The following is a 26,399-nucleotide window of genomic DNA, read 5'->3' on the forward strand; positions in this document are numbered from 1 at the left end:
AGAGGCCCTCACTCGCGCTCCTGTCTCATTCTGGACAACAGGTTGAAGCGAAATGCGCCATCGTCCGGGCATTCGTCATGAACCTTTTGATCAACAAGATACGAAAACGCTCGGAGCAGAATGCTCCGTTGTGACTCTTGATCCTCACACGAGCCCATGGGCTTCCCCTTGTCCAACTCCTTGAAAGGCTGATCCAGAAAGCGCCGCGTAGGATAGGCACGCTGGTTGCTCAAGAACCGATCAGAGAGTGCCAATCCTCGTGATGATGCGGGATGAACAACGACGTACGCCGTAACGTGCATGAACGTCCTCAGGAGAAAAACATGGCAAGGAAGGCGAGGAGACTGCATTGGGTGATCGGTGTTTTGACATTTCTCATGGGAGGTTCCGAGATCGTCCGGGCGGCGAGTTCACAGTCGGAGCACTTTCCCGTCCCAGCGCCCACCAGCGCGCCGATCGGTATTAACTTGAAGGCCATTGGCTTCCGACCTGTTGGATGCCAAGTGAACACCCTGGTTGCGGCTGACGCGCCAGCGGTCATCGCCAGGAAGGCCGCCTCGGCCCTTTGCCAATGCATCCTGGAAGCAGGCATTAGTTGTCCCGGGGCAGTCTGCAATCCTGTCCCTATCTCCCCACTCGCGGTCACGTGCATCGGAGGCCTTCAAGGTGAGAGCTTCAATCTAACGCAAACTGCGGGCTCGGATGGTCTGGAGGTCGGTACCGGCTTCGGGAACATAGCCAATCTGAATTGCACCAACAACAATAACTATCCGGATATACGCGCCGATCTCGCCGCCCGGGTTCTCCTCCAGGTTCGCTCCAATGCCATAGCGGGACAGGTCAACGTCAGGATATTCCACAACCAAGGCGGTCAGAATCCCAGAATTGCTTCCTTCAACGTCGGCGCGGCCGACAGTTCGCAGACGATTGCCAACGGCATTCGAGACGCAATCAATGCGCTGGCATTCAGCCCGGATGTGATCGCAGTCACGCACCCTCCTTCTGATGCCAGCGTTCCGCTCACGCATTTCCCGGCGACCTACTTCGGTCAGTACTTCGTCGAGATCACCAATGCACAAGCCGCAGGCGTGACGGACGTCGAGGTCGTTGTGCAGTCGGGACAGGGCTTCACTCTCGAGCCCACTGAGAACGTCAATGATATTCCGACACTAAGCGAGTGGGCGATGATCATCCTGACCATCTTCCTACTCGGATCGGGATACTGGCTGCTGCGCAGACAGCGTCGATCGGCGCTAGCGTAGAGCATCGCTAGAATGGAATCGGGGCAAAGGGCCAGAGAAGACCATGCGTGGTTCACCTCATCTGGCTCTATGCCTTTCTCTCTCGCAATCCCGTCCGCCATATCCCGGTTCGGAGGAGCCATTCCTGGGGATGCGGATACAGATAAATCTGCTCAGAGATACACGGGATGCGCTGTTGGCGAGCATGACGCCTCAATAGCGTGAGAGGTGCGATCAGAGGCACCAGGCCGCGCCGGTAGTCTTCCAGCAGCTCCCCTATCTCCGTCATTTTGGTCCGGTCGAGATGATTCGCGAAGAAGCCCCCGACGTGCTGCAGAACGTTGAAGTGTCCCTTGACCGAGGCCGGCTTTCCAAGTGCTTTCATGAATGTCTCGCCGTACAATCGACACAGATCGGCCCGAGAGTGCGCCGGGGCCTGCGCCACCATTCGCCCCAGCCCCTGATAAAGCCTCGGATTGTGTGCAAGGAGCAGGAATTTGTGGGCATTGTGGAACGTGACGAGGTCGCGCCTCCGGCATCCCCCTGTTTCGAGTTCCTTCCAGCGCCGGTAGGCGAAGACTCGCACGATGAAGCTCTCCCACCGGCCCGGATCCTGAAGTCTTCCCTCTTCCTCCACCGGCAAGAGAGGAAAACGCTCCATGAGCTGGCGCGCGAAGAGGCCTGTCCCCTGCCGCAGCGGAGGGCCCTTCCCCGCGTGGATCTTGACGCGCTCCATCCCGCACGAGGGAGAATCGCTCTTAAGAAGATAACCGCAGAGATCCATCTCCTCCAGCCGTCGGATCCGGTTGCGGGAGTATTCCGTCATCTTGGAGGTCCAATCCTCGCCGGACTTCGCGCCGACCATCTTCGGCGCTTCAACACGTCCCGTCAGCCGGACCGGCTCTCGGGGGATTCCCATCCCGACCTCCAGCTCCGGACAGACAGGAACCCATTCAAAACACTTTCCCAGCGTCTCAGCGATAAAACGATTCCGCTTGTGGCCACCGTCCCAGCGGACCTCCTCTCCGAGCAGGCAGCTGCTGATTCCGATGCGGATCCGCAAGCCATCGGTCAACGCCATTCCGCGGACCAGCCTTTTCAAGTCTTATTCTCCGGTCTCGAATGGAACAGTCCTTTCCTCAACCGGTCTTCACCCAAGCGTAGCAACGAGGTGCCTCGAATGTCGGACGCGTGGAACTGCCTCAAGGGGGGCTGCTTCCGGCAAGGAAACTTCACGGAACGAAAAGTCGAACAACCGATCGGCAGAACCATCACGAAGGAGGCTCGATCCCGAGGTCCCGCATCTTCCGGCGCAGAGTCGATCGGTGAATCCCGAGGCTACGAGCCGCTCGGCCTTTGTGGCCGCGGGCCGCACGCAAGGCTTCCACAAGCGCGCGAGCCTCGATCGAGCGGAGACTCGACTCGGCTTCTCCCGGGGGCGGCTCCATGATCGGCCGGCCGCGGCCGATGCCCGTGGACATCGTGGACGGCGATCGATGACGGGCAGCACCGCTTAAGACGCCCTCGAGGGGAAGGACGTGGCGAGGCTCCAGGACTCCTCCCTGGACCTGCATCCTGATCCCTTCGAGGATATTCCGCAATTGGCGTACATTTCCCGGCCATGGATAGGATTGCAGAAGCTCTACCGCGCCGGGATCGAGAGTGATCCCCGAAGCGCTCAGGAAATGGGCCGCCAGTTGGAGAATGTCGCGACGGCGTTCCCGCAGTGGCGGAATGGCAATCTCCATCCCGCGCAGTCGATAATAGAGATCTTCCCGGAGATTCCCTTCCATCATCAAGCGTTCAGGATTCTGGTTCGTCGCCGCGAGGAAACGGACCGAAACGGTTCGCGACTCCTCCGATCCTACCGGCTGGACTCGGCCGTCGTCGATGACACGCAGCAATTTCGCCTGATGCTGTGGATTCAGGCACTCGAGCTCGTCCAGGAATAGTATCCCACCACCCGCCTCTTCCAACAGGCCCCGATGATCCCGGTCGGCTCCCGTGAACGCCCCTCGGCGATGCCCGAAAAACTGACTTTCGAACAGGTCCTGCGGGGAGACCGCGCAATTGTGGGCCACGAAGGGACCTGGCGAGAGATTCGAGAGACGATGGATCGCACGTGCCGCCAGCTCCTTTCCCGTTCCCGTTTCACCGCTGATCAGGACGTTCACGTCGCTCTTCGCGGCTACCGATATCAGGTGTCTGACTCGTATCATGCAGGGACTGGAGCCAATGATTTCAGCAATCGACCGGTCGGCGACCTGAAAAGGGTTGTGCTTCCCGGCCAAGGCCCGCAGCGCCGTCGAGCAGAGGAGTGAGGGAGAGACGGGCTTGGTGAGGTAGTTGGTGGCGCCGCTCTTGAGGGCCTCGACCACGCGAGCCACGTCCTGCTCCACAGTGACCAAAATGACGGGAACTTCGGGCCACCGCTCTTTGACGAGCCTCAGGAGCTCCAGACCGTCCAAATCGGGCATCCTGAGATCCGAGACGACCAGATCCGGAAGAGAAGCCTCGAGGCATAGCAAAGCCTCGATTCCTCCCGCGGCGCTCCGGACCTCGGAGAACTCCTCCGCGAGCGCCAGACTCATGAAACCCAGGGAGGCTGGATCGTCGTCCACGACGAGGGCCGTAGTCTTTCTCATGATTCAATGACCTCGGACGGGAATTCCAATAAAGATCTCCGTGCCTCCGCGCCGTCGAGGAGCCACCTTGAGGAAACCGCCCTGGGACTCCACGGCCCGGCGCGCGAGGAAAAGACCTAATCCTGCACCGTCCGGCTTGGTCGTGTAGCCCGGCCTGAATATGGCCTCGAGTTCAGATTCGTCGATCCCTTCACCCTCATCCCGCACCGCGATCTGCAGCGTCCCGTTTAGGGAAAGGCTCTCGAGCGAAACCTCTCCCCTTCCGTGCATCGACTCGGCGGCGTTTCGAACCAAATTGAGAAGGACTTCGTGCAACACCGCCCCGGTCGTGTTAATGGCCGGGAGCGGCTCCTGGACCTGCCGGCTCCACCGGATTTCCGGGTAGCATATCGAGACTTCGCGGATGACGTCATCGATGACTCGCAGCGTCTGTGCTCCCTCCGTCGCTCCCGGACGGTCGGCCTCGTCACGTCGCGGACCGAAAGTGAACCGGATGACCTCCTCCAACTGCCCGATACAGGCCTGAAGCCCTCGGAGCGCCGGGTTCCCCGTGTCTCCCGCTCCCAGCCTCCTTTGGATCAGATCGACGAATCCACGCATCGCATAAATGGCGTTTTTCGTAGAATGGGCGAGACGAGCGGCGTCTGGCCCCGCATTCCCAACGTGGTGGAGTCTCTCCAATTCCTGTTCGAGAGAGCTCAACCGAGCGCACAGTTCCGACTTCTCGAGCGAGAATTCGTTTCGCGCCCGTTGCCAGCGCGATGAGAGCAGAAAAGCGACCAGGCCCATCAAAACGAGGAACCCGGTTTCGAGCCCAAGAGGTCGGAGCGCCCCCGCGAATCCCAGGAGCGACTGCTGCATCCAGAGGCAGCCGATTGAAATGGACGAGATGAGCAGAGTGCCCCACCCGACGAAGGTGAAGGCCGACAGCAAGGTTTCCAGCGCGAAGCCGGCGATGAAAGGAGAGCCGGCGCCGCCGCTTTGAAACGAAAGAAGTGCCCAGCTCGTGATTCCGAAGAGCGGTGAGACGTATCGGGCGAGACGGCTCGTTTCGGGTCGATCCCAAAGAATCGCCAACGCCAGATTGGACAGCGCGGTGATTCCGATGAGCCAGAGGAAAGCGTTGCCCGCGCGAAGGGTAACCGGCCAGAGAAGCGACGCCGCGGCAGCCAGACAGATTGCCAAGTGCCGAATGACGAGGGCTGTATCCATCCTGCGAAGGGCCGAGAGGATTCCACTCATAGGCCAGCCACACTCCGGCCGGGTTGGGGAAGCACCCCCTCGCGCGCTAACCCAAACCTGTTGCGGTTTTATCCCCGAGAGAACTGTTCAAACTCTTACGCAACTCTGGCGGGCGAGTCAAGGGGAATTTCTCGACATTTGGCTCGACATCGCCGCCGATGCTGTCCATGAATATAGCGATGCTGCTGCAGCAATGCTCGGGGAGACGTGTCAAGCCGTCGAGGCCCCTTCTATTCCCGCTCAAACGTGGAGAGAAGCCTCGAGGAGAACTCCCAGTTACCGCCATGCACCTCATTGAGGATGCACATCGAGACGGTCGCCAGACGCACCAGACCCTCAATTCGCAGGAGGCGGGATGGCGATGATCTCCGGAACCGCGGGCTTCTCCTTCCCCCTCTGCAATTCCGTCAGACTGCGCTCCACTTGCCGGATCCATCGGGGATCCTGGAAGATCAACCGGCCTCGGCGAAGAAGACGGGCCGCTTCTCGGTTCTTCCCCTCCATTCGAAGGAGCTCTGAGAGCCTGAACCAAGCCTCGGGGTCCAACGAGCCTTCGGAGACGGCTGAGCCGTATTCCTTCCTCGCCTTCTCCAGCGCGCCGCGATCGTAGAAATAGCCTCCGAGTTTCACGTGAGTCTTCTGGTGGAGTGGATTCGCGTTCCGGGAATGAACCCACCTCGATGCGCCGAAAGCTGCGGCGGCCACGGCAAGAACGCAGGCGCCGAGCACCAAAGGCCGAAGCTTTGGAGACGTGGAAGGGGCGGGAGCCAGTGCTCCGGGGGTTTCGCCGACGCTTCCTTTCGGGGACGCCGCTCCATTCCAGAAGGCCGTCACCAGCAGGAGGATAAAGGGACCTGCTTGCAGGGGAACGACATAGAGAACGTACCAGAGGCACTCGACGACGTTGAACTCCCATGGGAGTAGCAGGAGCATCCCCTGCTCCTCGAAGAGAGTCTTGGCCGTGCGGAGCTGGATCGCCAGAACCGCAGAAATGAAATCCAAGAGAAGGACCGACACCAGGATCGAGCCAAACCCGAGGATGCGACGCCGAAGCCCAATTCGCATGGAGAGCAGGAAAAGGACCAGCACCAGAACGAGGTGGGAATGCTGATTCTGGATTTGCCATTCCTCGGTGCCAGGAAGCTCGGAGAAATGACTCATCCATCCGAGGACACGATCGCCCTGGGCTCCCAGAAAGTCCAGATAGTGCCGCTGAATACGGGAGCCGCTCCAGAGAGGATAGACAGCCAAGTAGATACAGAAAGCAATAAGCGCACGGCACAGCTCCCGTCCGAAGGGAAAGGAAGCGAAGCTATGCACCATCTCCGGTCGGAGTTTCGGATGCACTGCTGGCAAGGAACCTCCCCCAGCCGAGGAAGATGCCGAAGGAAAGGAGCGCAATGAGCGTCTGCCAGACGTAGACGTGGAAGAATTCCAAGGATTCCGGGTGGTATCGAGCGACGTAAAACAGGTTGACGAGCCGGACGAGATTCAAGCCGAACACCCCGACCGCAGCCATCACCAGTCCGATGAGCCGGCGAGTCCAGGGCGCGGGGAAAGCGAGAATGGCCGAGGCGCAGAGCACCAGCGCGTGAACCCCGTTGCACCCCGGCTTCACCGAGACGCTCCCGGACTCCGTCTTGACCACGGTTCCGGCCGCTTGCAAGCTTGCCCCTCCCCAGCGCGAGAGCTCCACGGCCCATCGAGCGTTCAGGGCGGTCCAGGGCTCGACGAACCACTCCTTGACAGGCGGCAGGAGAAGGAGCAGATTGCCGGCCAACAGATACAGGGCGAAGAGGAAAACAAATCGTCGCACGAGGGCCCCGCGCTCGCCAGCTCGTGATGGTTGAGATGAATTGAGGTCAGAGCTGAACTCTTTGTACCGCACCCTCCTTCGAGTTGCAAGCGGATCTTTCAAGACGGCCGGACGAATCATCTTCCGGGTAGTGGTGGAACCCTGGAAGATCGCGGCTGGCGAGTTTCTCGATGCCCTCGATGCGGCGCTTTTCTCAGGGAGACGGCTGGCGGGACTTCTCTTCTTCACGGCGGGTTGCTGGGTGCTCTACGTTCCGCTCCATGAGCTGCTTCATGCCTTGGGCGCGATCGCGAGCGGCGGGAGCGTCCAGGAACTGCAGATCCAGTCTCTGTACGGTGGCCGAATTCTGGAAAGGATCTTCCCTTTCGTTCGCTCGGGCGGCAAGTATGCCGGCCGGCTGACACGCTTCGACACGAACGGATCGGATCTCGTCTATCTTGCCATCGATCTCGCTCCTTTCGTTCCGACAGCCCTCGCAGCCTCGACCCTCCTCAGAATCGCCAGGGCGCGAAAAAGCATCGTTCTTCTCGCTCCAGGCACGATGCTCGTTGTTGCGCCGCTTCTCTCGCTGACGGGGGACCTGTACGAGGCGGGATCCGTTCTCCTCACCGCGCTCGCCCTGCCTCCGGCAGGTTTCCTAGTGGATCGAGACCGCTGGATGGCCCTGCGCTCCGACGATCTCGTCGCTCTCCTGGGCGAATTTACGGCCCGGTTCCCGACGCACCGGGTGTTGTTCGGGACCGCGGTCACGATCTCCGCCCTGCTTGGGATGGCCGTCGGGGGACTGATCCTGCACCTGAGCGCGTTGCTCGCCGATCGGTGGACGCGAGGGACCACCCAGATCGCCCGCGACGCTGCAAGTTGAGCGGGGGGGCGCAAAACGCTCCACCGTTCCAACGACCCGGAAAGCACTAAAAACACTTGCATCGACATTCTGCGCCTCAAAGGTATGGCGCATTCTGCACCCATGTCCATTTGATACTAACGAGTATTTCCCGCCTGAGTAAGCTTGCATTCTGCGGGTTCTGAAATACTTGTCGAAATCTCTTCGAGAAAAAGCATCTGGCATCCGGATTGCGAGAGGGCGAATCGCTCTCTCTCACAATCAGATCCATTCGGCACGGCTTGTCCACGAGGAGGAACAAGAAATGCGTGACTTGTCCAAGCTGCTCCTGCTGTCGGTCCTATCGTTGCTGATTTCCACGAACCTGCGCGCCGCTTCCAACGAGTTACCGGACAGCGCACTCGGCTGCGGGCCGGTCACAAATCTCTCGAATTTCCCCACTCCTCCTGCTTTCAGGCAACTGTTCTCGGCGGTGCGTTTTACCAAGGCCGGAAAAGATTTCTACTTCACCCCCGTTACGTCGTTGGCAGCCGGCTTCGGTGGTGAGGTCAAAGAGGCTCCCTGTGATACGGGCGAGGCACTTGCCACACAGGCCGTCAACAACTACTGCCGCAAGGCCTTCCTCCTAGACTGCCCCAATGCCAATGGTTCTGGACCATGCGCCGATAACGAACTGACGACCAACCCTCTCGACCCTCAGTTCCTGTTCTCGAAACACAAGTTTAGAGTGAGCACGGGTCCGGGGAGAAGCACGGTCGGTGCGGTTCCCGCCCAATGCAAACTGTCGGGGGAGCCAGGTGCGGCACCGGATTGCTGCGCCATCGGCCTCGGGGTCCCCGCTGTGATTTACATTGAATCGACGGAGACCAGCCCGAATTGCGGCTTCAAGATCACCAAGACCGGGCTTGGAACTTTCGAGATCGACGACGACGTTCCTTGTCAACTCAATTCCCTGTTTACGTTCACCACCGGTGGAAATGTCGTCGGGGTGGACCTTCAGCCGCAATATCTCGTCCAGATCAGCCGGACATGCACCGCGGGAACCAACAGCGGCAACGCCTGTGTCTCGAACGTCGACTGCCCAGGCGGCGGCACGTGCCCCAATGGAATCGTGACGTTCACGCTCGACCCCATTACCGGCTCGAATCAGGTTTTCACGGTCGACACGACGGGGAAGAATGACGATACGATCGCCGACGAGGTCACCACCAAGATGTTGGCGACCGGTTTGGGGCTCGACGCGCAGACCGATCGCAATGCGCGCTTCTCTCAAAACGATGAGATTTCAAGGATAGATCCCATCGCGAAGGCCGATAAGAAGGCCCGTTTCGCCCCGGGCTCCCGCTCGCGCGTCGCCAACGCGAAGAGCAAGCTCGTCTCGGTCAGGGTGTCGGGGCCGCTGAACATGGGGATTGTGGCGGAGACGAGCGATTTTGATCTCGGTATTCCGACCCTGAACCAGTGGGGAATGGCGCTGGTGGTCATTCTGCTCCTGGCGTCGAGCTATTGGCTGCTTCGCCGCAGGCGGCTGTCCCGGGAGTAGGACCGCAAGAAGCGAATCGGCACCGAGCCGAGAGATGCATCCCTCGGCTCGTGTCCGATCCGATGAGCCGCTTCGAAAGGAGACCGGCAACCGGTTCCGCCGCGCGGAAGAATCCGTACGCTGACAAGCGGATGAGGTTCGGAAAGCGCCCTATTCCCACTCGATCGTGGAAGGGGGTTTGGAGGAGACGTCGTAGACGACGCGGTTGATGCCGCGCACCTCGTTCACGATGCGGGTCGAAACCGCCGCGAGAAAATCGTGCGGCAGGCGGGCCCAGTCGGCGGTCATGAAGTCATCGGTCGTGACCGCCCGCAGGGCGCAGACGTTCTCGTAGGTCCGGTAGTCTCCCATCACGCCGACGCTCTTCACGGGGAGCAGGACGGCGAACGCCTGGGCCACCTGATCGTAGAGGCCGGCGCCGCGCAGCTCCGCGATGAAAATCGCGTCGGCCTGCCGGAGGATTTCCAGCCTCTCCCGCGTCACGGCCCCGAGGAGCCGCACCGCCAGCCCCGGCCCCGGAAAGGGATGGCGGCCGAGAAGCTCGGCCGGAATCCCGAGGGTCGCGCCCAGGCGGCGGACCTCGTCCTTGAACAGCTCCCGCAGCGGCTCCACCAGCTTCAGCCGCATCTTCTCCGGCAGTCCCCCCACGTTGTGATGCGTCTTGATGACCGCCGAAGGTCCCGCGAACGAGGTCGATTCGATGACGTCGGGGTAGAGTGTCCCCTGAGCCAGAAAGTCCACTTTCCCCAGCTTGGCGGCCTCCCGCTCGAAGACCGCCACGAAGACCCGGCCGATCACCCGTCGCTTCTCCTCCGGGTCTTCGATCCCGGAGAGGCCCGCCAGGAACTCCGAGGAAGCGTCCACCCGGGCGAGCGGAATCGCCAGCTGGTCGCGCAGGGCCCGCTCGACGTCATCCCCCTCTCCCTGGCGCAGGAGTCCGGTGTCGACGAAGATCGGATGGAGCCGGTCGCCGATGGCGCGATGGAGCAGCGCCGCCGCGACGGTGGAATCGACGCCTCCCGAGATCCCCAGGACCACGCGGCCCGCTCCCACCCGCCGCCGGATCCCTTCCACGATCTCCTCCGACACCGAGGCGATGTTCCAGTCGCCCCGGCAGCCGCAGATCCCGTAGAGAAAGTTGCGCAGGATCTCCCGCCCCTGAAGCGTGTGGGCCACCTCGGGATGGAACTGAATGGCGTAAAGGGCGCGGCGCGAGTCGGCCATGGCGGCGCAGGGAGTGGCGTCGGTCCGCGCGGTGATGACGAACCCCGGCGGCGGCTCTTCGATCGAGTCGCCGTGGCTCATCCAGACCTGCTGCTCGGAGGCGAGTCCCGCGAACAGCGGAACGTCTTGCGTCACCTGGAGGCGCGCGCGGCCGAACTCCCTTCCCGCGGAGGGCTTCACTCGTCCCCCGAGGGTCTTTCCCATGAGCTGCATGCCGTAGCAGATCCCGAGGATCGGCACTTCGAGCGAGACGAGACGGGAATCGAGATCGGGTGCGCCCTCGCGATAGACGGAGTCGGGCCCCCCCGAGAGGATCAGCCCGCGGGGGGGGGGCGTGGCGATCGCCTCGAACGGCGCGGTGCACGGCAGGAGCTCGCAATAGACCGAGAGGTCGCGGACCCTCCGGGCGATCAGCTGGGAGGTTTGCGAGCCGTAATCCAGGACGACGACTCTCTCGTGCCGGACGCCGTCGTCGCTCATGCCCTCGCCCCCGCGCGCGGGGCGCGTCGGTTCACCAGAGAAGAGAGGTCGATCACCAGTCTTTCCAGGATCACCGGTCCCTTCCCTCCGCCACCCTTCAGCGCCCGGTCCGCCTCCAAGATCCTTCTCAACGAGGGGGCTCCCGCCTCCTCGGGGAACCGATCGATCAGCCGCTGCGTCTTCTCCAGGAGCGCGGGGTACGGCGGAATCCCGAGCGCCGCCGCCAGATCGCGGCCGCGGCGTCCCTGTTTGACGAGCGATTTTCCGGTCACCAGGATGCGGATCTGCCGGGCGATGAGAAACAGCAGCCGGACCGGCTCCTCCCCTTCCGCCAGGATCCCTCGGAGCAGACGAATCGCCTCGATCCCCTCCCCCGCTCCGACGCGCTCCGCCATCTCGAAGATCGATCCCGCCACCGCCGTCCCGAGGGTCTCGCCGAGCGCTTCCGCCGTGATCCGGCGCGCCGGCGCCAGGAAGTCCAGGACCTTCGACAGCTCCTGATCCATCCCGAAGAGATCCGATCCGCGATGGACTTCGAGCAGCGCCACCGCCTCGGGGTCGATCTCGGCCGCGCGCGCCCGGACCCGATCCCGGATCCACTTGGCGATCGAGGGACCCTTGAGCGCCGGGAACTCCACGACGCAAGCGCGCTCCTGCAAGGCGCGGAACACGGCCTTCCGGAAATCGGGCTTCCCCGATCCGGTCGCGAAGACGAGACAGGTGGTCGGCGCGGGATCTTTCAAGTATTCCTTGAGGACATCGGCCTCCGATTCCCGCATGCTCTCGGCGCTCTTGACCAGGACCAGCCGGCGCTCCGACAGCATCGGGAGCGTCCGCGCCGCATCGAGAATCTCCGCGAGCGTCGCCGCGCCCCCTTCCAGGACGGTCAGGCTCCAGAGCGTGCCTTCGGTTTCCGCCTCGCCCAGGACCGACCTCCGGATGGCCGCCGCGGCCTCCTCCTTCAGAAAGGCCTCCTCTCCGACCAGGAAGTACACGGGAGAGATCTTGCCCGCGGAGAGATCCCGCCGCAGGCTCGACCCATCGCGCGCCGCTTGGCGGGCCATTCAAAAACCTTCCAGAATCGAGGTCACGACCGATTCCGCGAAATCGATGCTGACTTGATCCAAGGCGACGGTCTCCTCGGTGATGGCGCCTTCCGCCTGCGCCGAGACGTCGTACTGCCGGCGGAAGACGAAGTGATCGTCCTGCCACAGCGTCTGGTCGTCGGCCGTGCCGACGAGGACCGCCTTGGCGTTGATGATGATCTCGTAGCGCGTGGCGCGGCCTTGGGCGTTGATGGCCACCGGCGTCTGCACGAACGTCGTGATCTCGCCCCGTAGGACGGCGTCGACCCCTTCCTCGCTGGCGACGATCTGATACCGGCCGCGCGTCAGGAACTGGCTGATCACGTGCCCGGTGATGCGCTGCTCCAGCTCGGGACGATCGGTCTTGTTGATGAAAGTCGGGACGCCGATTCGCGTGATTCCCGGAGGCAGGTTGCTCGAGTGTCCGGTGAGGTGGTACCCGCAGCCGATCCAGGCCCCCGCCGCCAGAACGAGCAGGAGCTGTCCCGGCCTCCTCACCCGCGCACCACGAGGTTGAGGAGACGATCCGGAACGAAGATCGTCTTGGCCAGCGTCTTTCCTTGGAGATGGGCTTCCAGCCGCGCGTCGCCGCGGGCCCGCTCGAGGACCTCCCCTTCGGAGGCCCCGCGCCCGACCGTCACCTTCCCCCGGAGCTTGCCGTTGATCTGGACCACCACCTCCACCTGCGGCGCCGCGGCGAGCGCCGGATCGGCCTCGGGCCAGGCGAGGCTCAGCAGGCGGCCCTTGCCGTCCAGCCGCTCCCAGACCTCCTCGGAGAAGTGGGGCGCGAACGGCGAGAGCAGGCGGACGATGGCGGTCAGCGCCTCGCGGGCGCAGGCTCGCTCCGCCTCGCTGGTGACGCCGGCTTGGACGAAGAGGCTGGTCTCGTTCACCAGCTCCATGATGGCGGCGATCGCGGTGTTGAAGTGGAGCCGCCGGTCGAGATCCTCGGTGACCCGAAGGATCGTCTGATGCGTCTTGCGCCGGAGCGCCGTCTGGCGCTCGGAGCCGGCGGCCGGCGGGGCGGGCGCCGGGGAGGGGGCGAAAGCGGACGCGGCGAGCCGCCAGACGCGCTCCAGGAAACGGTGGCACCCTTCCACTCCTTGATCGTTCCACTCCAGATCCCGCTCCGGCGGCGAGGCGAAGAGGATGAAGAGACGGCAGGTGTCCGCTCCGTAGCGCTCCACCATGGAGTCGGGCTCGACGACGTTCCCTTTCGATTTCGACATGGCCGAGCCGCCTTTGAGGACCATGCCCTGGTTCAGCAGCCGCACGACCGGCTCGTCGAGATCCACGAGTCCCATGTCCCGCATCACTTTCGTGAAGAAGCGGCAATAGATCAGATGCAGGATGGCGTGGGTGATGCCGCCGGTGTACTGGTCGATGGGAAACCAGGCGCGTGCGGCCGCCGCGTCGAAAGGAGCGCGCTCGTTTTGGGGATCGGTGTAGCGGTAGAAATACCACGACGAATCGACGAACGTGTCCATCGTGTCGGTCTCGCGCCGCGCCGGGTTGCCGCAACGCGGGCAGTCCGCCTTCGTGAAGGAGGCGGAGCGCGCCAGCGGCGAGCCCCCTTCGCCGGTGAACTCCACGTCGTCCGGAAGAATGACGGGCAGGTCCTTCTCGGGAACGGGGACGGCCCCGCACCGCGCGCAATGGATGACCGGGATGGGAGTGCCCCAGTAGCGCTGCCGGGAGATTCCCCAATCGCGGATCCGGTAATGCACGGTGCGCCGCGCGAAGCCCTTCTCCTCGCCGGATAGCAGCATCGCCTCGAAGGCCGAGCCGCTCGTCATCCCCGTATAGGGCCCGGAATCGATCAAGATCCCGGGCTCGACGAACGGTCCGTCCGCGGCGGGCGGCGCGGAGGCGTCTTCCGGACGGACGACCGGGCGGATCGGCAGGCCGTATTTCAGCGCGAACTCATGGTCCCGCGCGTCGTTCCCGGGCACCGCCATGATGGCACCCGTGCCGTACTCCATCAGGACGAAGTTCCCCACCCAGATCGGGATCCGCTCTCCCGTGTAGGGGTTCAGGGCGTGCCGTCCGGTGAACACGCCTTCCTTCTCCTCCGTCTCGAAGTCGAGGGTCGAGACGTTGCGCTCCGTCATGCGCCGCACGAACTCCGTGACCCGCGCCGCTTCGGGGGACCCGGCGGTCAGAGCCGCCACGGCGGGATGCTCGGGCGCCAGCACGCAGAACGTGGCGCCGTAGATCGTGTCGAGGCGCGTGGTGAAGATCTCCAGCGGCTCGGCCGCCGATCTCTCGACGGAAAAGCGGACGAGGGCCCCCTCGCTGCGGCCGATCCAGTTCTTCTGCATCTGGCGGACCCGATCGGACCAGCCGGTGAGCTTGGGCAGGAAGGCATCGAGCTCCTCGGCGTAGTCCGTGATGCGGAAGAACCATTGCTCCAGCGCCTTGCGGACGACCGGCGACTCGCAGCGCCAGCAGACCCCGCCCTCGACCTGCTCGTTGGCGAGAACGGTCTGGCAGGTGTTGCACCAGTTGACCCAGCGGTTGGCGCGGTAGGCCAGGCCGCGCTCGAGCAGCTTGAGGAAGAACCACTGATTCCACCGGTAGTACTCGGGGCGGTGGGCGGCGATTTCCCTCCGCCAATCGTAGGAATATCCCATTCGCCGCAGCTGCTGGCGCATCTGGGAGATGTTGTCTTCCGTCCAGATTCGCGGGTGGATCTTCCGCTTGATGGCAGCATTTTCGGCCGGCAGCCCGAAAGAGTCCCACCCCATCGGATGGAGCACCTTGAAGCCCCTCGCCGTCTTGAACCGGGCCAAGGCGTCGCCGATGGTGTAATTGCGGACGTGCCCCATATGCAGGCGGCCGGAGGGGTAGGGGAGCATTTCGAGGCAGTAGAAGTCGGGGCGGGAGGGATCGGGACGGTTGTCGACCTCGAATGCCTTCTCGTCCTCCCAGATCTTCTGCCACTTGGCTTCGATCGCTCGAAAGTCGTACTCGCTCAAGACGCCCCTCGCCGGATCGGCGCAAGTCCTTGAAATAGCAGCGAAACTTAGCATTCCCATCGAGCGACTGTCAAGAATTGGAGCGGGCGGGAGTCAGGAAGGGCGGCGGCCTTCAGCCCAGCAGACGGCGAACCAGATCGACGCGTCGGGGCGCTTCGACCAGGCGCGCAGCGCCTGCAGCGCCGACTCGACCGCCTCGGCGGCGAGCAGGTCGTGCGCCAGGATCGCCTCGCTCGACCCGGCGATCACCCGCAGCAAGTTTTCGGCGAATCCCGCGAAGCTCCGGTTTCCGGCGCAGCTGCCGAAGAAGATCCAGGTGTTCCGGGCGGGAAGCGCGCCCGCCCCGTGCAGCAGGGAGACGAGCCGGCGGCCGACGTAGGGATCGTTTCCAACGCGGTCGAAGCTGCGCTGGTAGGCGGCCCAAAGCGCGCTGAATCCCGGAACGGGCGGCCAGAGCCGCAGGACATCGTGATCGTCGTCTTCCAGGACGATCCGGCCCCCCGGCCGCACCGCCCTCACGAGCGCGCGCACGGCTCGCGGCGGGTCGCGCAGGTGCTCGAGCAGGAAGCGGGCGTGGGCGACGTCGAAGGTGCCCCATTCCTGGTCGCGCAAAGGGGGCGCCAGGGCGTCGCCGAGGCGGAACTCGACGCGCTGCGGATCGCCTTCCCGCTTGGCGAGGCGCAGGGCCTGCGCGAGCTGGTCGCGGCTGCGCTCGATGCCGATCACCCTCCCCCGGCGGCCCGCCCGGGACGCCATGGCCCGGGCGAATTGTCCCAGCCCGCTTCCCATCTCCAGAATCTTCTCCCCTCCTCGAAGAGCGAGCTCCCGCAGCGAGCCCTCGTTGAGCAAGTCGTTGAGCAGGGCGAGCCGCCGCTGCTCGGCGGCGGAGGTGCCGTGCAGATAATGGGATCGCGGGATCGGAGCCTTCGGCCGGCGCCCCTCCTTCAAAGCTTCCTCCCAATGCGGATGCGCGTGCCCCGCCCGGCGGGCTGGGCCATGATAGCGATCTAGGGCGGTGGAGGCTATTCGCCGGAGGCGCGGCGCCGGGGCGCGCCGCGGTGGGCGGCCAGCGTGTCTCTCAGGCCGGCGGCGAGAAGCTGGATGCGGTTGGGAAGGTGGCCAAAGCGTGCGTCGATGATCCGCTTGCCGCGTCCCAGCTCCTCGGAGAAAGCTTCGAAGAACGTCCCTTCCCGCAAGGCCCGGCTGAATTTCTCGGGATGGTAGATCTGGATGTCGGAGATCATGATGCGCGCCAGGCGACGGATTTCCGCTTCTTCGCCCACGGCGGGCGGTTCCGCCGGAGCGGCCGCCGGCGCGGCGCCGGGCTCCGGCGGCCCGGGAGGCACCTTCGCCGGCGCCGGCAGGCCCTCGCCCGCGGCGGCGCGGCGGATGCGCTCCGTGAGATCGGCGCGATCGATGCTCGTGGGGATGAAACCGTCGGCGCCGTAGAGATGCCTGGGGCCGGCTTCCCCGGCTTCACGCATGAGGAGGGCGCCCGTCAGGAGAATCGGGACGCTGCGCCGCATCGGATCCGACTTGAGCCTCTCGCAGACGTGGATGCCGAGAAGCCTCCGCAGGTAGGCGTTCAGGACGATCAGATCGAAACGATGGCTCGCCGCGAGGAGAAGCGCCTCGTCGCCGCTTTCGGCGACGCTCACCTCGTAGCCTGCCGCGCGGAGCTCCGTTTCGAGGAGATCCCGGAACTCGCGAGGCTCGTCCGCCAGCAAGGCGGTGCGGGGCCTTGGCGCGGCCTGCGGGACCGGCACGGCGGCGCCCTGCGGGACCGGCACGGCGGCGCCCTGCGGCGCCGGTCGCGTGACCGGGATGCGCTCGCCGCATTTCCGGCAGCGCAGCAGCGCCGTGGGAGAGGTCAGCTTCGATTCGTCGAGGCGGTACCGGGCGCCGCACCGGGAGCAGGACACGATCACGGCTAACTCCCGGGAATGGAAGCGGCGCTCCGGCCCTGGAGCGTCTTCTCCAGGGCAAATCCGACTTCACCCAGGAAAATCTCGAGGCCCCGCGTGTCGCCCACGGGAGCCGCACTCTTCCCGTTGTCGCCGTAAAGGACCGCAACGACCTGGTCGTTGCTCATCAAAGGAAGGAGCACGGCATCCGAGGTGGGGCCCCCTCCGAGCTGCTCCAGCAGTCGCAGCTCGTCCGGGTGCTCCAACGGCCCGCGGACCGAGGTCTTGTCGGCGAGAACCTGGTTCAGGCGGCTGCCGGGAGCGATCGGCACGGAGATGCCGTGACATTTCCGGCTGAGGAACTCCCCCGTCCCGTTTCCGGCGAAGCCTCCCAGGCCTTTGACCTCCTGCTCGCCCACCGCCAGAAGGACGCCGCGCTCGAAGTACTCCGAAGCCAGCCGGAGGACGAGGAGCGGGATTTCGACGTCGCTTCCCGGGCGGCGCAGCTCTCCAAGGAGGGCGCCCAGCAGGGAGAGCTGATCCACCACCCGGATCGTTTCGGTCCGATCGTCGTCCTGCCCCGGGGGAGGCGCCAGCTCCGCCGTCTCGTCGCGGAGCAGCCGGGTCCCCTGGCGGGCGAGCGATTCCACCGCCTCCCGCAGTCCTTCCGCGTCGGCCGGAAGCGTGACGGGCTTCTGGAGGATGGCGCGGGCGCCCAGGGAGCGCGCGGCCTCCTCCACCGTCGGATCTACCCCCTCCGACATCAGGATCACTTGCGCCCCGGGGAACTCCTGGCGGGCTCGAATCAGAAGCTCCAACCCGCCCGCATAGCCGGCGCCGCCGGTTTCGGGGACCACCAGATCGGAAACGAGCGAGGCCGGGGCCCCCGACTCCGCCAGCAACGCGAAGCGCTGGTACCCCGCTTCAGGCGAGGACGAGGCATCGACCCTGAAACCCTCCTTGCGCCAAGCCGCCGCGAGAAGATCGCGATAGACCGAGCGCTCGTCGACCAGGACGACGCTGAGGACGCCCTCGCCCGCGTCGGTCTCGGCTCCGGCGCGCCGCGTCGCCACCTCGCCCGCCGGCTGAGGAGGAAGCGTCGGGAGGAAGAAATGGTGCACCGACTCGGCGCCGAGGAGCTGCATCTCCTCCAGGAGAATCTCCCGGGGATCGAGCCCCTCGGGGATCCGCAGAAGCGTTCCCTCGTTCGACGCCGTCCCCTCCCGCCGCTGGGTTTCGTCGGCCCGCTCCTTGGCGGCCGACTCGGCGGGATCGCTCAGCTCGAAACGGAATTCGCCGTCGATCCATTTCAGGAGGCGCCGGAAGATCTCGCGGACTTCGGACACCACCACCCGGCGAACATGATCCGGATCGAGGTAGGTCTTCGCCGCCAGGTTCTGCAGCAGCGAATCGGTGGCGCGCCGGCACTCGCGGATCGCCTGCTCCAGCACTTCCGGGGGCACCAGCTTCTCGCGCCGGATTCCCCGAATCAGCGGGCTTTCCTCCCCGGGCAGATCCAGTCCGCACAGCAGTCCGTTGCGGAAGCGCAGGATGACCAGAGGATCGCCGTTCTTCAGGTAGAGGATTCCGGAGCGCCGGCTCAAGCAGAGGATTTGAAGGATGTCGGAGAAGGGGAGGTCTTTCAGGCTTCCCACGAGGCTCAAGCAAGACTCCTGCAGTCGGCAGCCCCCGTTCGGGAGGCGGACACTGGAAATATAGGAATGAAAAACTGCTTTGCCAATCCATAGTGGGAAAAGGAGATAGTTTCTCGAAAGGAGCGCCGCCCGCGTCGGCCTTCAGCACCGGGGAGTCAAGTCTAAGCATCTCAATGCAATGAGGTTATGCGAAACGTGGTGGTTTCGAGCGCCGCTCGCCCCGAGGCGGGGAATTTGACGAAGCAGCGCCGGAACAAGGAGGAATAGTCAGGTTTTCGACGATCCGGCGTTGCTTTCGGCGGCGGGGCCGGGCGCCGCGAGCCGTTTTCGGATCCCGTCGAGCACGCCGTTCACGAACAGACCCGATTCTTCCCCACCGAAGCGCTTGGCCAGCTCGATCGCCTCATCGATGACGACGATCGGCGGCGTCTCCTTCTCGTAGAGGAGCTCGTAGACGGCCAGGCGCAGAACGCTTCGATCGACGGCGGCGATCCGGGGAAGCCTCCAGTGGACGAGACCTTCGCGAAGCCGCGCGTCGATCTCGGTGAGATGGTCCGTCGTCCCTTGGACGAGACTCTCCGCGAAACGGCGCGAATCGGCGGGAACCCTCTTTCCCTCCCAGAACGTGGAAGTCGCCTCTTCGATCTCCGACCCGCCCATATCGATCTGAAAGAGAATCTGGAGCGCGAATTCCCGGCCGCGCCTTCTTTCCCCCATGCGCTATCTCCGCGCGGCGGAACGGCCGGGAGCCGGCGCGGGCCGGCCCCCGATCCCCGCTTCAAGATTTCGATAAAGAGTGGCCATGCGGAGCGCCGCCCGGGCGGCTTCCCATCCCTTGTTCATTCGCCCCTTTGCCGATCGATCCCGCGCCTGCGCCTCGTTTTCCACCGTGAGCACGCCGAAGGCCACGGGAACGCCGGTCCGCCGTGAAATCTCGGAGAGGCCGGCGCAGACTTCGCGCGCGAGGAGCTCGAAGTGCAGCGTGTCGCCCCGCAGGATCATCCCCAGGCAGATCAAGGCGTCGAGCGCTCGATCGGGGCGCTCCAGCAGCTTCGCGGCCGCCTGCGAGATCTCGAAGGCCCCGGGGACGCGAAAGATCGAGATCGCCTCGCGGCTCACGCCGTGGACCGCCAGACACTCCAGGGCCCCTTCCAGAAGCCTCTCCGCCGTCTCGGAGTGATAATCGCTCACCACGACGCCGAACCGGAATCGCGAGGCGCCGGGAATCCTGCCGCTCGACTCGGACCTGGATCGCGACACCCTCCTCCTCCTGGGGCGCGGCGTCTGGTGCTTCTTCGAGCCGCGCGGGCGATCTTATGCCGAAGCTTCGTATGAGGTCAAAGACCGCGGGAAACCGGGAAGAGCGCCGATCGCAGCAGCGCGCTCCAGGTCGGGGCGAGCATCGCCTTCAACGCCAGATCCAGGATCAGTCCCGCGCCCGCGGCGGCGATCCAGAGGCGCCGGTCCTCCCAGCGAAAAGGAATTCCGAGCCACCGCTTCAGGGCGGGGCCCGCCAGGACCACCCCCAGGATGACGAAGGACACGACGCGCAGCATCGCCCAGGGAGGCCAGCCGAAGAGCGCCACCTTCGAGGGCGTCTCGGCGAGGCTCATGAGGCTCCCCACGTAGAAGCTCATGTAGTTCATGAGCACCGCCCCGAGAATCAGCGAAGCCAGGCTGGCGGTGGCCAGCGACAAGGCAATGAAGACGGCAGCGTGCAGCAGGTGTTGCGGGATGAACCGCGACGGCGCGCTCTCGGTCCCCGACCCGGTGCGCACCCAACGGAGCATCTCGTCCCGATAGGCCCGGCCGTGCAGCACGGAGGCGGCGCCCGACTCGGGAGCGTAGAGCGCCAGAACCTCCACGCTCACGGCGATCAGCAGCGCCCAGAGCAGCATCCGGAGGATCGCCCGGGAGATTCTCCGCTCCCGCAGATCCCGGACCATGAGCGGATAGGCGGGAATCACCTGCAGGATCGGCAGGAGCCAGGGCAATCCCGAGACGTACCCGAGAAAGGTGAGGATGGGGGTGGCCGCCAGCAGGAGCAGCCAGGGCACTACACGAGCTCCTCGAACTCGGTCATCCGGCTGAATTCCTTCTGCCTCGTCCGGATCTCCTCCGGGCGCAGCGTCCGGAAGCGTCTCAGGCTGAAGTCCTCGACGCAGAACGAGGCCATGACGCTTCCGGCGATCAGGGCCTGCCGGACGCCGGCCTCGTTCAGGGTCCCGATCCGGGCGAGGTGGCCGACGAAGCCCCCGGCGAAGGAGTCGCCCGCTCCGGTGGGGTCGACCGGATCCAGGAGCGGATAGGCCGGGACGGCAAAGTGGGAGTGGTTGCCGTACATCGCCGCGCCGTACTCTCCCCGCTTCACGATGAGGGAGGAGGGACCCATTCCCAGGATCTTCCGGGCGGCGCGGACGATATTGGGATCGCCCGCGATCTGTCGCGCCTCCTCGTCGTTGACCAGGAGGATGTCGATCTCCTTGAGCATCTCCCGCAGCTCCCGCGGCTTTCCCGAAATCCAGAAGTTCATCGTGTCGCACGCCACCAGGCGCGGCCGCTTCATCTGCCGGAGCACCGAGGTCTGGAGCTCGGGGTCGATGTTCGCGAGGAACAGGAATTCGACCTTTCGGAGACGCTCCGGGAGCGCCGGGCGGAAGTGCTCGAAGACGTTCAGATCGGTGGAAAGGGTGGTCCGCTGGTTCAGGTCCTCGCCGTAGACGCCGCTCCAGCGGAACGTCTTCCCCGGCACGCGCGACAGCGCGGTCGTGTCGACGCCGCGCGCCCGGAAGATCTCGGCGTGCTCCGGATTGAAGTCCTCCCCCACGACGGCGAGAAGGTGCACGGGCGCGAAGAAGGAGGCCGCCACCGAGAAGTAGCTGGCCGATCCCCCCAGCACGCCGTCGGCGCGGCCCGCCGGGGTCTGGACCGTGTCGAACGCCACCGAGCCGACCACCAGGATCGCCACGTCAGGACTTCCCCCCGCCGAGGTAGCGCCCCACCAGGAGATCGAGCCGGCGCCGGGTCTCCGGCGGAATCGCCCCCGGCGCGGTGAGCAGGGCGTTCTTCAAGGCCGTGGCGCAGGGACAGGCGCGCTCGCCCGGAAGCTTCGGCAGCACCGCGGTGATGATGCGCGCCGCCGTGTCGGCGTTTTGCTGCAGGCGGGCGACGACCTCGGCCACCGTCACCGCCTCCTCCTCGACGCGCCAGCAGTCGTAATCGGTCGCCATGGCGAGCGTCGCGTAACAGATCTCCGCCTCGCGCGCCAGCTTTGCCTCCTGGAGATTCGTCATGCCGATGACCGCGGCGCCCCAGGAGCGGTAGAGACGCGACTCGGCCCGGGTCGAGAAGGCCGGCCCCTCCATGCAGAGATAGGTTCCCTCCGGATGCACGCGCGCTCCCGTGCCCTCTGCGGTCTCCCGGAGGAGGCGCGAGAGGACGCCGCAGACGGGGTCGGCGAAAGCCACATGGGCGACCAGCCCTTCCCCGAAGAAGGTGGAGATCCGGCCGCGCGTCCGGTCGATGAACTGATCGGGAATCACGATGTCGAGGGGGACGATTTCCTCCTTGAGGCTGCCGACGGCGGAGACCGAGATGATCCTCTCGACGCCCAGGGCCTTGAATCCGTAAAGGTTGGCGCGGAAGTTGATCTCGGAGGGGAGGATTCGATGCCCCTGGCCGTGGCGCGCCAGGAACGCCACGCGCACGCCGGCGAGGCGGCCTACCCGGTAGGCATCGGAGGGCGGCCCGAAAGGTGTCTCGATCGGGACGCTCTCCGTCCCGGTGAATTCCGGCATCTGATAAAGGCCGCTGCCGCCGATGACGCCCACCTGGGCCTGGGACATGCAAGTTCTCCGAGGGTGGTCCTGCGGGAAAGGAAGTTAGGGGCGCAGCGCTTCGAGACGCAACACTAGCATCCAGAGCCTGAAAGGGTCAACCGGGAGAGGATGGCGTCGGTGACGCTCTCCTCTCCGGCCCGCACCAGATCGGCCGCCTGTCCCTGCCGGAAGAAGATCGTTCCGGCGCCCGACACGTCCGGAGTCAACCGCACCAAGGACTCCCCGTGCCGTCCGTGCAGCGCCGCCCAGCGGTTCCTTCCCCGCTCCCGGAAGCCGCGGATCACCTGGAGGTCCACGGCCAGCACGGTGCGCGCGCGGAAGGGGCTCTCGAAGGCCCTTTCGACCGGAACGGCGTGGCTGAAGCCGCCGTCGGAGAGGCGGTAGATCCTCCCCTCCGCCTCAACTTTCACCAGAGGAAAGAGCATCGGGATGCTGATTCCGCCGAGCACGACGCGGTCTGCCCTGACGGGGCCCGGCATGCCCGTGGCGGTGAAGACCTCGACGCCTCGGGGGAGGTCCATCGCCAGCAGGCCGAGACGCCGCACGCCGAAATGAAGCCGTCCCAGATCCATCGTCTCGAGACGGGCGAGCTCCTCCAGCAGCGTCTCGACCCGGCGGCGCGCCTGCAGCGACAGCGCCCCCCAGCGGCGCAACGCGACCCCGAGGCTGAAAAGAGCAGGGGTCGTCAGCCGCGACATCTTGTCGGCGATCTCGTCCAAATCGAGGCCGAGCCCGGCGTGGAAGGCGGCGACCAGCCCTCCGATGCTGGAGCCGATGATCGAATCGATCGGCAGAGAGGCTTTCCGGAGCGCCTTGAGGACCCCGACGTGCGCCAGGCCGCGGAAGGCGCCGGCGCCCAGGACCACGCAGAGGCCCCGTTCGGGCGCAGCCTCCTCCCGGGGCTCGGGAGGAGTCAATCCCGATCCGGGCGCGTCGCGGTGAAGGTGAGAAGGCCGCCCGCCTTCCCGGGACGGTACTCCGCCCGGACGCCCGGCGGGGCCCCGCGCGCCAGGGGGGAGAGGGTGGGCTTCGGGGGGCCAGCGCGAATGACGCGAAGGGCCACTCGCACCTCGCCGCCGCGGCTGCGCAGGAGGAGCCAGGCGCGCACCGGCTGGCGGGCGCGGACCAGGCGGGCGACCGCCCCCTGGATCCGCCTGGCGATGAAACGGGAGGCGGAAGCGGGGAGATGGCACATCGTCAGGTAGGAGCGTGCCGCTTCGGTGACCAGAGGCCCCAGACTCGAATCGAGCGGCAGGGCGAGCCGGACGGAGCCGTCGGCGAGCTTGATCATGGAAGAGGCCGACTCCTCGGAGGATCGATTTCGAGTTGCAGGCGGCGTGGCGCATCTTATCCAAGCCCAATTCCCGCTGTCAACGCCGCTTTCCGGCCTCCTGGGGGCCCTGTGCACACTGGCGGCGTCGATCCGGCCCTGGAGAAGTTTGAGCGCGGAGGATCCCGAGTGCAAATTCTGGACACGGGCGCCCGCTTCGGCCCGGCCGCTCTTGCCGCCGTCCGCCAGGGTCCCTATATTTCATCCCGCAGCGCAGTCAGGAGATTGCCGAATGACGGAGAAACGGAAGTCCGAAAGAGGCGCGTTCGTCGCCTATGCCGTCATTCTGGGGCTCGGCGGCCTGCTCCTTGCGGTGATCGAAATCGCCGCCGATCCTTCGGCGATCCGAGCCAATTTGCTTCCGGTGGGGCTCTTCGCGCTGCTCATCGGCCTGGCCTGGCGGTTCCCGTTCACGATCCTGCCGCGGGCGCGCATGTCGATGGACTACGTCTTTCTCATCGCCTCGATCGCCGTCTTGCCGCGCCCGCTTCCCTTCGTGGCCGCCGGCGGGGCGGTGCTCCTCGGGATCGTCGTGCGCCGCGGCGAGGCGCCCGGCACCCGGCCGGGCTTCGCGCTGACGAGCTTCAACGCCGGCATGCTGTTCATCACGCTCGCGGCGGGCCACATCACCTGCTCCCACCTCGGGAGCCTCTGGGACTTCTCGGCGCTCACGTGGAAGAACACGCTGGCCGTGGTGCTGGTCTTCCTGGTCCTCAACGGCGTCAACCTCATCCTCCTGGCCGCGGCGATGCGCGAGCGCGGGGGCGACGCTCTCGAATTCACGCGCCACCACCTTCTGTACATCTCGCCCCTCGAGATCTTCACGATTCCGCTGGTCCTGGCGCTGATTTCGCTTTACGTGAAGTCGGGGCTCTCCGCGTTCCTGTGCCTGGCCGCGTCGCTGCTGCTCGTGAGTTGGCTCTTCCATCGCCTGAACCGCGTCGAGGGGGGACTGCGAGAATCCAACGAGAGCCTCGAGGAGCGCACCGCCGAGCTGGCGGCGCTCAACAACATCGGACGCGAAGTCACGGCCAGCCTCGACCCGGTGATGGTCTGCACGGTGGTGAGCCGGTACTGCCGGCAGGTCTTTCCGGGCGGCGTCTTCTTCATCGCCATGGCCGACCCCGAGAAGCGCGAGGTCAGCGCCCGCTACATCCACCGGGGCGAGGAGCTGCGCTCCGAGGAGCGGCTTCCCGTCGGGCCCGGCTTCGTGGACTGGACCCTGAAGACCTGCCGGCCCCTGCTGATCCGTGACATCAACGAAGAAGGGCGCACGCTTCCCTTCCCGCCGGTGGTCCACGATCAGGCGATCCGCTCCATCCTCCTGGTCCCGCTCGTCGTCGAGCAGAAGGGCACCGGCATCATGGGCGTCGTCGACTCGGAGCCCGGCCGGTACGACATCAGCCGGCTCTCGGTCTTCACCACGATCGCGCAGCAGGCGGCGGTGGCGATCGAGAACGCGCGGCACTACCAGCTCGCCACCGTGGATCAGCTGACCGGGCTCTACCTGCGGCATCACTTCCTGCAGCGCCTCGCGGACGAGCGGGCCCGCGCGCAGCGCTACCGCAGCCCCTTCGCGGTCCTGATGCTGGATCTCGACACCTTCAAGGAAGTGAACGACCGGCACGGGCACACCATCGGCGACCGCTTCCTGAAGATGTCGGCGGACGCCATCCGGCAGAGCCTGCGCGCCTCGGACATCGCCTGCCGGTGGGGAGGGGACGAGTTCTGCGTGCTGCTCCCCCAGACGCACGTCGAGGCCGCCCAGGCCACGGCCGAGAGGATCCGCGCCGGAATCGCCGGCCTCTCCTCCGCCATCTCGGGCGCCCGGGCCACGGCGAGCATCGGAATCAGCACTTATCCGACCGATTTCGACGGGGGTCTCGAGGATCTCGTGAGGCGGGCGGATCAGGCCCTGTACCGCGCCAAGCGGGAAGGCCGCGATCGGGTGGCCGTCTTCTCGCTCCAGGGCGGGGCCCCCGGCGGCGCGACGGGCGGCGCGGCGCCGGTGCCGGTCACTCTGCGATCTGAATGACCGCCTCCAGCACGCTGGAGCCGATCTTGATCTTGTCGCCGTTGTTGAGCTTCGAGTAGGCGATGAGGCGGCCGTTCAGATAGGTCCCGTTCGTGCTGGCGAGATCCTTCACGACGATGTGATGGGAGCCGAAGACTTCGAACGCCGCGTGCTTCCGCGAGACGAGCGGGTCGCCGAGCAGGATGTCTCCCTCCTCCCTTCCGACGGTCACGCGGCTCCGGTTCACCGCGAACACCTTGCCCGCCTCGACGCCTTCCAGAACCCGCAGGGAGAACTGCAGCTCCTCCGGAACCTGCCATTCCGCCCCCGGGACTCCGCCCACCGTGAACCCCGGGATGGTCGGCGGAGAGGAGGGCTTCTCGACCGCCATCGCCGGCGCCGGCTTCGCGCCCGGCGTCTCGACGTCGCCGCCCGGCGCCGGGATGACGTACTCCCCCTCGCAAAGCGGGCAGCGGTAGTGCCGCCGACCTTCTCCTCTCGGATTGGTCAACGCATCCATCTTGGTCTTGCAGGCGGGACAAATGATGTCCATGTTCCG

At 65.4% G+C, this 26,399-nt stretch carries 24 protein-coding genes; 4 read left to right on the forward strand and 20 right to left on the reverse strand.

Annotated elements, in window-relative coordinates:
* Positions 1-272: 272 nt before the first annotated feature.
* A complete protein-coding gene (locus VGR67_12475; GenBank protein HEV8337225.1) occupies positions 273-1,262 on the forward strand; it encodes an IPTL-CTERM sorting domain-containing protein in 990 nt (329 codons plus the stop codon).
* Between the two features lie 67 nt (positions 1,263-1,329).
* Here VGR67_12475 and VGR67_12480 read toward each other — a convergent pair whose 3' ends face one another.
* The 5 genes from VGR67_12480 to xrtH all read right to left on the reverse strand — a co-directional run bounded on the left by VGR67_12480 (position 1,330) and on the right by xrtH (position 6,944).
* Positions 1,330-2,343: a DUF523 and DUF1722 domain-containing protein gene (locus VGR67_12480; protein HEV8337226.1), complete on the reverse strand. Its 1,014-nt coding sequence runs from the start codon at positions 2,341-2,343 to the stop codon at positions 1,330-1,332.
* A 169-nt stretch (positions 2,344-2,512) separates the two neighbouring features.
* The gene (locus VGR67_12485) at positions 2,513-3,886 is read right to left on the reverse strand and encodes a sigma-54 dependent transcriptional regulator (protein HEV8337227.1); all 1,374 of its coding nucleotides are present in this window, start codon (positions 3,884-3,886) and stop codon (positions 2,513-2,515) included.
* A 3-nt stretch (positions 3,887-3,889) separates the two neighbouring features.
* Positions 3,890-5,128: a HAMP domain-containing sensor histidine kinase gene (locus VGR67_12490; protein HEV8337228.1), complete on the reverse strand. Its 1,239-nt coding sequence runs from the start codon at positions 5,126-5,128 to the stop codon at positions 3,890-3,892.
* A 336-nt stretch (positions 5,129-5,464) separates the two neighbouring features.
* Positions 5,465-6,289 (reverse strand): hypothetical protein, encoded by an 825-nt coding sequence (locus tag VGR67_12495; GenBank protein ID HEV8337229.1) that lies wholly within the window; start codon positions 6,287-6,289, stop codon positions 5,465-5,467.
* A 151-nt stretch (positions 6,290-6,440) separates the two neighbouring features.
* Entirely contained in the window at positions 6,441-6,944 is a 504-nt protein-coding gene (gene xrtH / locus VGR67_12500) for an exosortase H (GenBank protein HEV8337230.1), read from the reverse strand.
* 133 nt (positions 6,945-7,077) lie between these two features.
* On the opposite strand from xrtH, the gene VGR67_12505 reads away from it, so the two are divergent.
* Together VGR67_12505 and VGR67_12510 are read left to right on the forward strand one after the other, a co-directional pair.
* Positions 7,078-7,809, forward strand: coding sequence for a hypothetical protein (locus VGR67_12505; protein ID HEV8337231.1), 732 nt, complete (start codon positions 7,078-7,080; stop codon positions 7,807-7,809).
* 292 nt (positions 7,810-8,101) lie between these two features.
* Positions 8,102-9,331, forward strand: coding sequence for an IPTL-CTERM sorting domain-containing protein (locus VGR67_12510; GenBank protein ID HEV8337232.1), 1,230 nt, complete (start codon positions 8,102-8,104; stop codon positions 9,329-9,331).
* Between the two features lie 150 nt (positions 9,332-9,481).
* Here the strand turns inward: VGR67_12510 and guaA are convergent, their stop codons facing one another.
* The 14 genes from guaA to VGR67_12580 form a co-directional block, all read right to left on the reverse strand.
* Positions 9,482-11,035 carry a glutamine-hydrolyzing GMP synthase gene (guaA, locus tag VGR67_12515; GenBank protein HEV8337233.1) on the reverse strand — a complete coding sequence of 518 codons (1,554 nt, stop codon included), beginning with the start codon at positions 11,033-11,035 and terminating at the stop codon, positions 9,482-9,484.
* Complete coding sequence (holA, locus tag VGR67_12520; protein ID HEV8337234.1) at positions 11,032-12,099, reverse strand: DNA polymerase III subunit delta; 1,068 nt, start codon at positions 12,097-12,099, stop codon at positions 11,032-11,034. Before holA ends, guaA begins: the two co-directional genes overlap by 4 nt.
* Positions 12,100-12,618: an LPS assembly lipoprotein LptE gene (lptE, locus tag VGR67_12525; GenBank protein HEV8337235.1), complete on the reverse strand. Its 519-nt coding sequence runs from the start codon at positions 12,616-12,618 to the stop codon at positions 12,100-12,102.
* Positions 12,615-15,152, reverse strand: a complete 2,538-nt coding sequence (leuS, locus tag VGR67_12530; protein HEV8337236.1) for a leucine--tRNA ligase — start codon at positions 15,150-15,152, stop codon at positions 12,615-12,617. Before leuS ends, lptE begins: the two co-directional genes overlap by 4 nt.
* A 39-nt stretch (positions 15,153-15,191) precedes the next feature.
* Positions 15,192-16,046, reverse strand: coding sequence for a methyltransferase domain-containing protein (locus VGR67_12535; GenBank protein HEV8337237.1), 855 nt, complete (start codon positions 16,044-16,046; stop codon positions 15,192-15,194).
* Positions 16,047-16,120: 74 nt separating this feature from the next.
* Positions 16,121-17,026, reverse strand: a complete 906-nt coding sequence (locus VGR67_12540) for a response regulator (GenBank protein ID HEV8337238.1) — start codon at positions 17,024-17,026, stop codon at positions 16,121-16,123.
* A gap of 2 nt (positions 17,027-17,028) precedes the next feature.
* A complete protein-coding gene (locus tag VGR67_12545; GenBank protein HEV8337239.1) occupies positions 17,029-18,657 on the reverse strand; it encodes a DUF4388 domain-containing protein in 1,629 nt (542 codons plus the stop codon).
* 267 nt (positions 18,658-18,924) lie between these two features.
* The gene (nusB, locus tag VGR67_12550; protein ID HEV8337240.1) at positions 18,925-19,374 is read right to left on the reverse strand and encodes a transcription antitermination factor NusB; all 450 of its coding nucleotides are present in this window, start codon (positions 19,372-19,374) and stop codon (positions 18,925-18,927) included.
* A 3-nt stretch (positions 19,375-19,377) separates the two neighbouring features.
* Positions 19,378-19,917 carry a 6,7-dimethyl-8-ribityllumazine synthase gene (gene ribH / locus VGR67_12555; protein HEV8337241.1) on the reverse strand — a complete coding sequence of 180 codons (540 nt, stop codon included), beginning with the start codon at positions 19,915-19,917 and terminating at the stop codon, positions 19,378-19,380.
* A 77-nt stretch (positions 19,918-19,994) separates the two neighbouring features.
* Positions 19,995-20,714 carry a hypothetical protein gene (locus VGR67_12560; GenBank protein ID HEV8337242.1) on the reverse strand — a complete coding sequence of 240 codons (720 nt, stop codon included), beginning with the start codon at positions 20,712-20,714 and terminating at the stop codon, positions 19,995-19,997.
* Entirely contained in the window at positions 20,714-21,625 is a 912-nt protein-coding gene (locus VGR67_12565; GenBank protein HEV8337243.1) for a PfkB family carbohydrate kinase, read from the reverse strand. The genes VGR67_12560 and VGR67_12565 overlap by 1 nt, the downstream gene beginning before the upstream one ends.
* A gap of 1 nt (position 21,626) precedes the next feature.
* Complete coding sequence (gene mtnP, locus VGR67_12570) at positions 21,627-22,502, reverse strand: S-methyl-5'-thioadenosine phosphorylase (protein HEV8337244.1); 876 nt, start codon at positions 22,500-22,502, stop codon at positions 21,627-21,629.
* A gap of 65 nt (positions 22,503-22,567) precedes the next feature.
* On the reverse strand, positions 22,568-23,413 hold the full coding sequence (locus tag VGR67_12575; protein HEV8337245.1) for a patatin-like phospholipase family protein: 846 nt from the start codon (positions 23,411-23,413) through the stop codon (positions 22,568-22,570).
* Complete coding sequence (locus VGR67_12580) at positions 23,410-23,787, reverse strand: hypothetical protein (protein ID HEV8337246.1); 378 nt, start codon at positions 23,785-23,787, stop codon at positions 23,410-23,412. Before VGR67_12580 ends, VGR67_12575 begins: the two co-directional genes overlap by 4 nt.
* Before the next feature lie 271 nt (positions 23,788-24,058).
* On the opposite strand from VGR67_12580, the gene VGR67_12585 reads away from it, so the two are divergent.
* Entirely contained in the window at positions 24,059-25,861 is a 1,803-nt protein-coding gene (locus VGR67_12585) for a sensor domain-containing diguanylate cyclase (protein HEV8337247.1), read from the forward strand.
* Here the strand turns inward: VGR67_12585 and VGR67_12590 are convergent.
* Positions 25,842-26,393, reverse strand: a complete 552-nt coding sequence (locus VGR67_12590) for an FHA domain-containing protein (GenBank protein HEV8337248.1) — start codon at positions 26,391-26,393, stop codon at positions 25,842-25,844. The two genes, VGR67_12585 and VGR67_12590, sit on opposite strands and share 20 nt — an antisense overlap.
* Positions 26,394-26,399: the final 6 nt, after the last annotated feature.

This window comes from Candidatus Polarisedimenticolia bacterium, from assembly GCA_036004685.1.
Lineage (GTDB): Bacteria > Acidobacteriota > Polarisedimenticolia > Gp22-AA2 > AA152 > DASYRE01.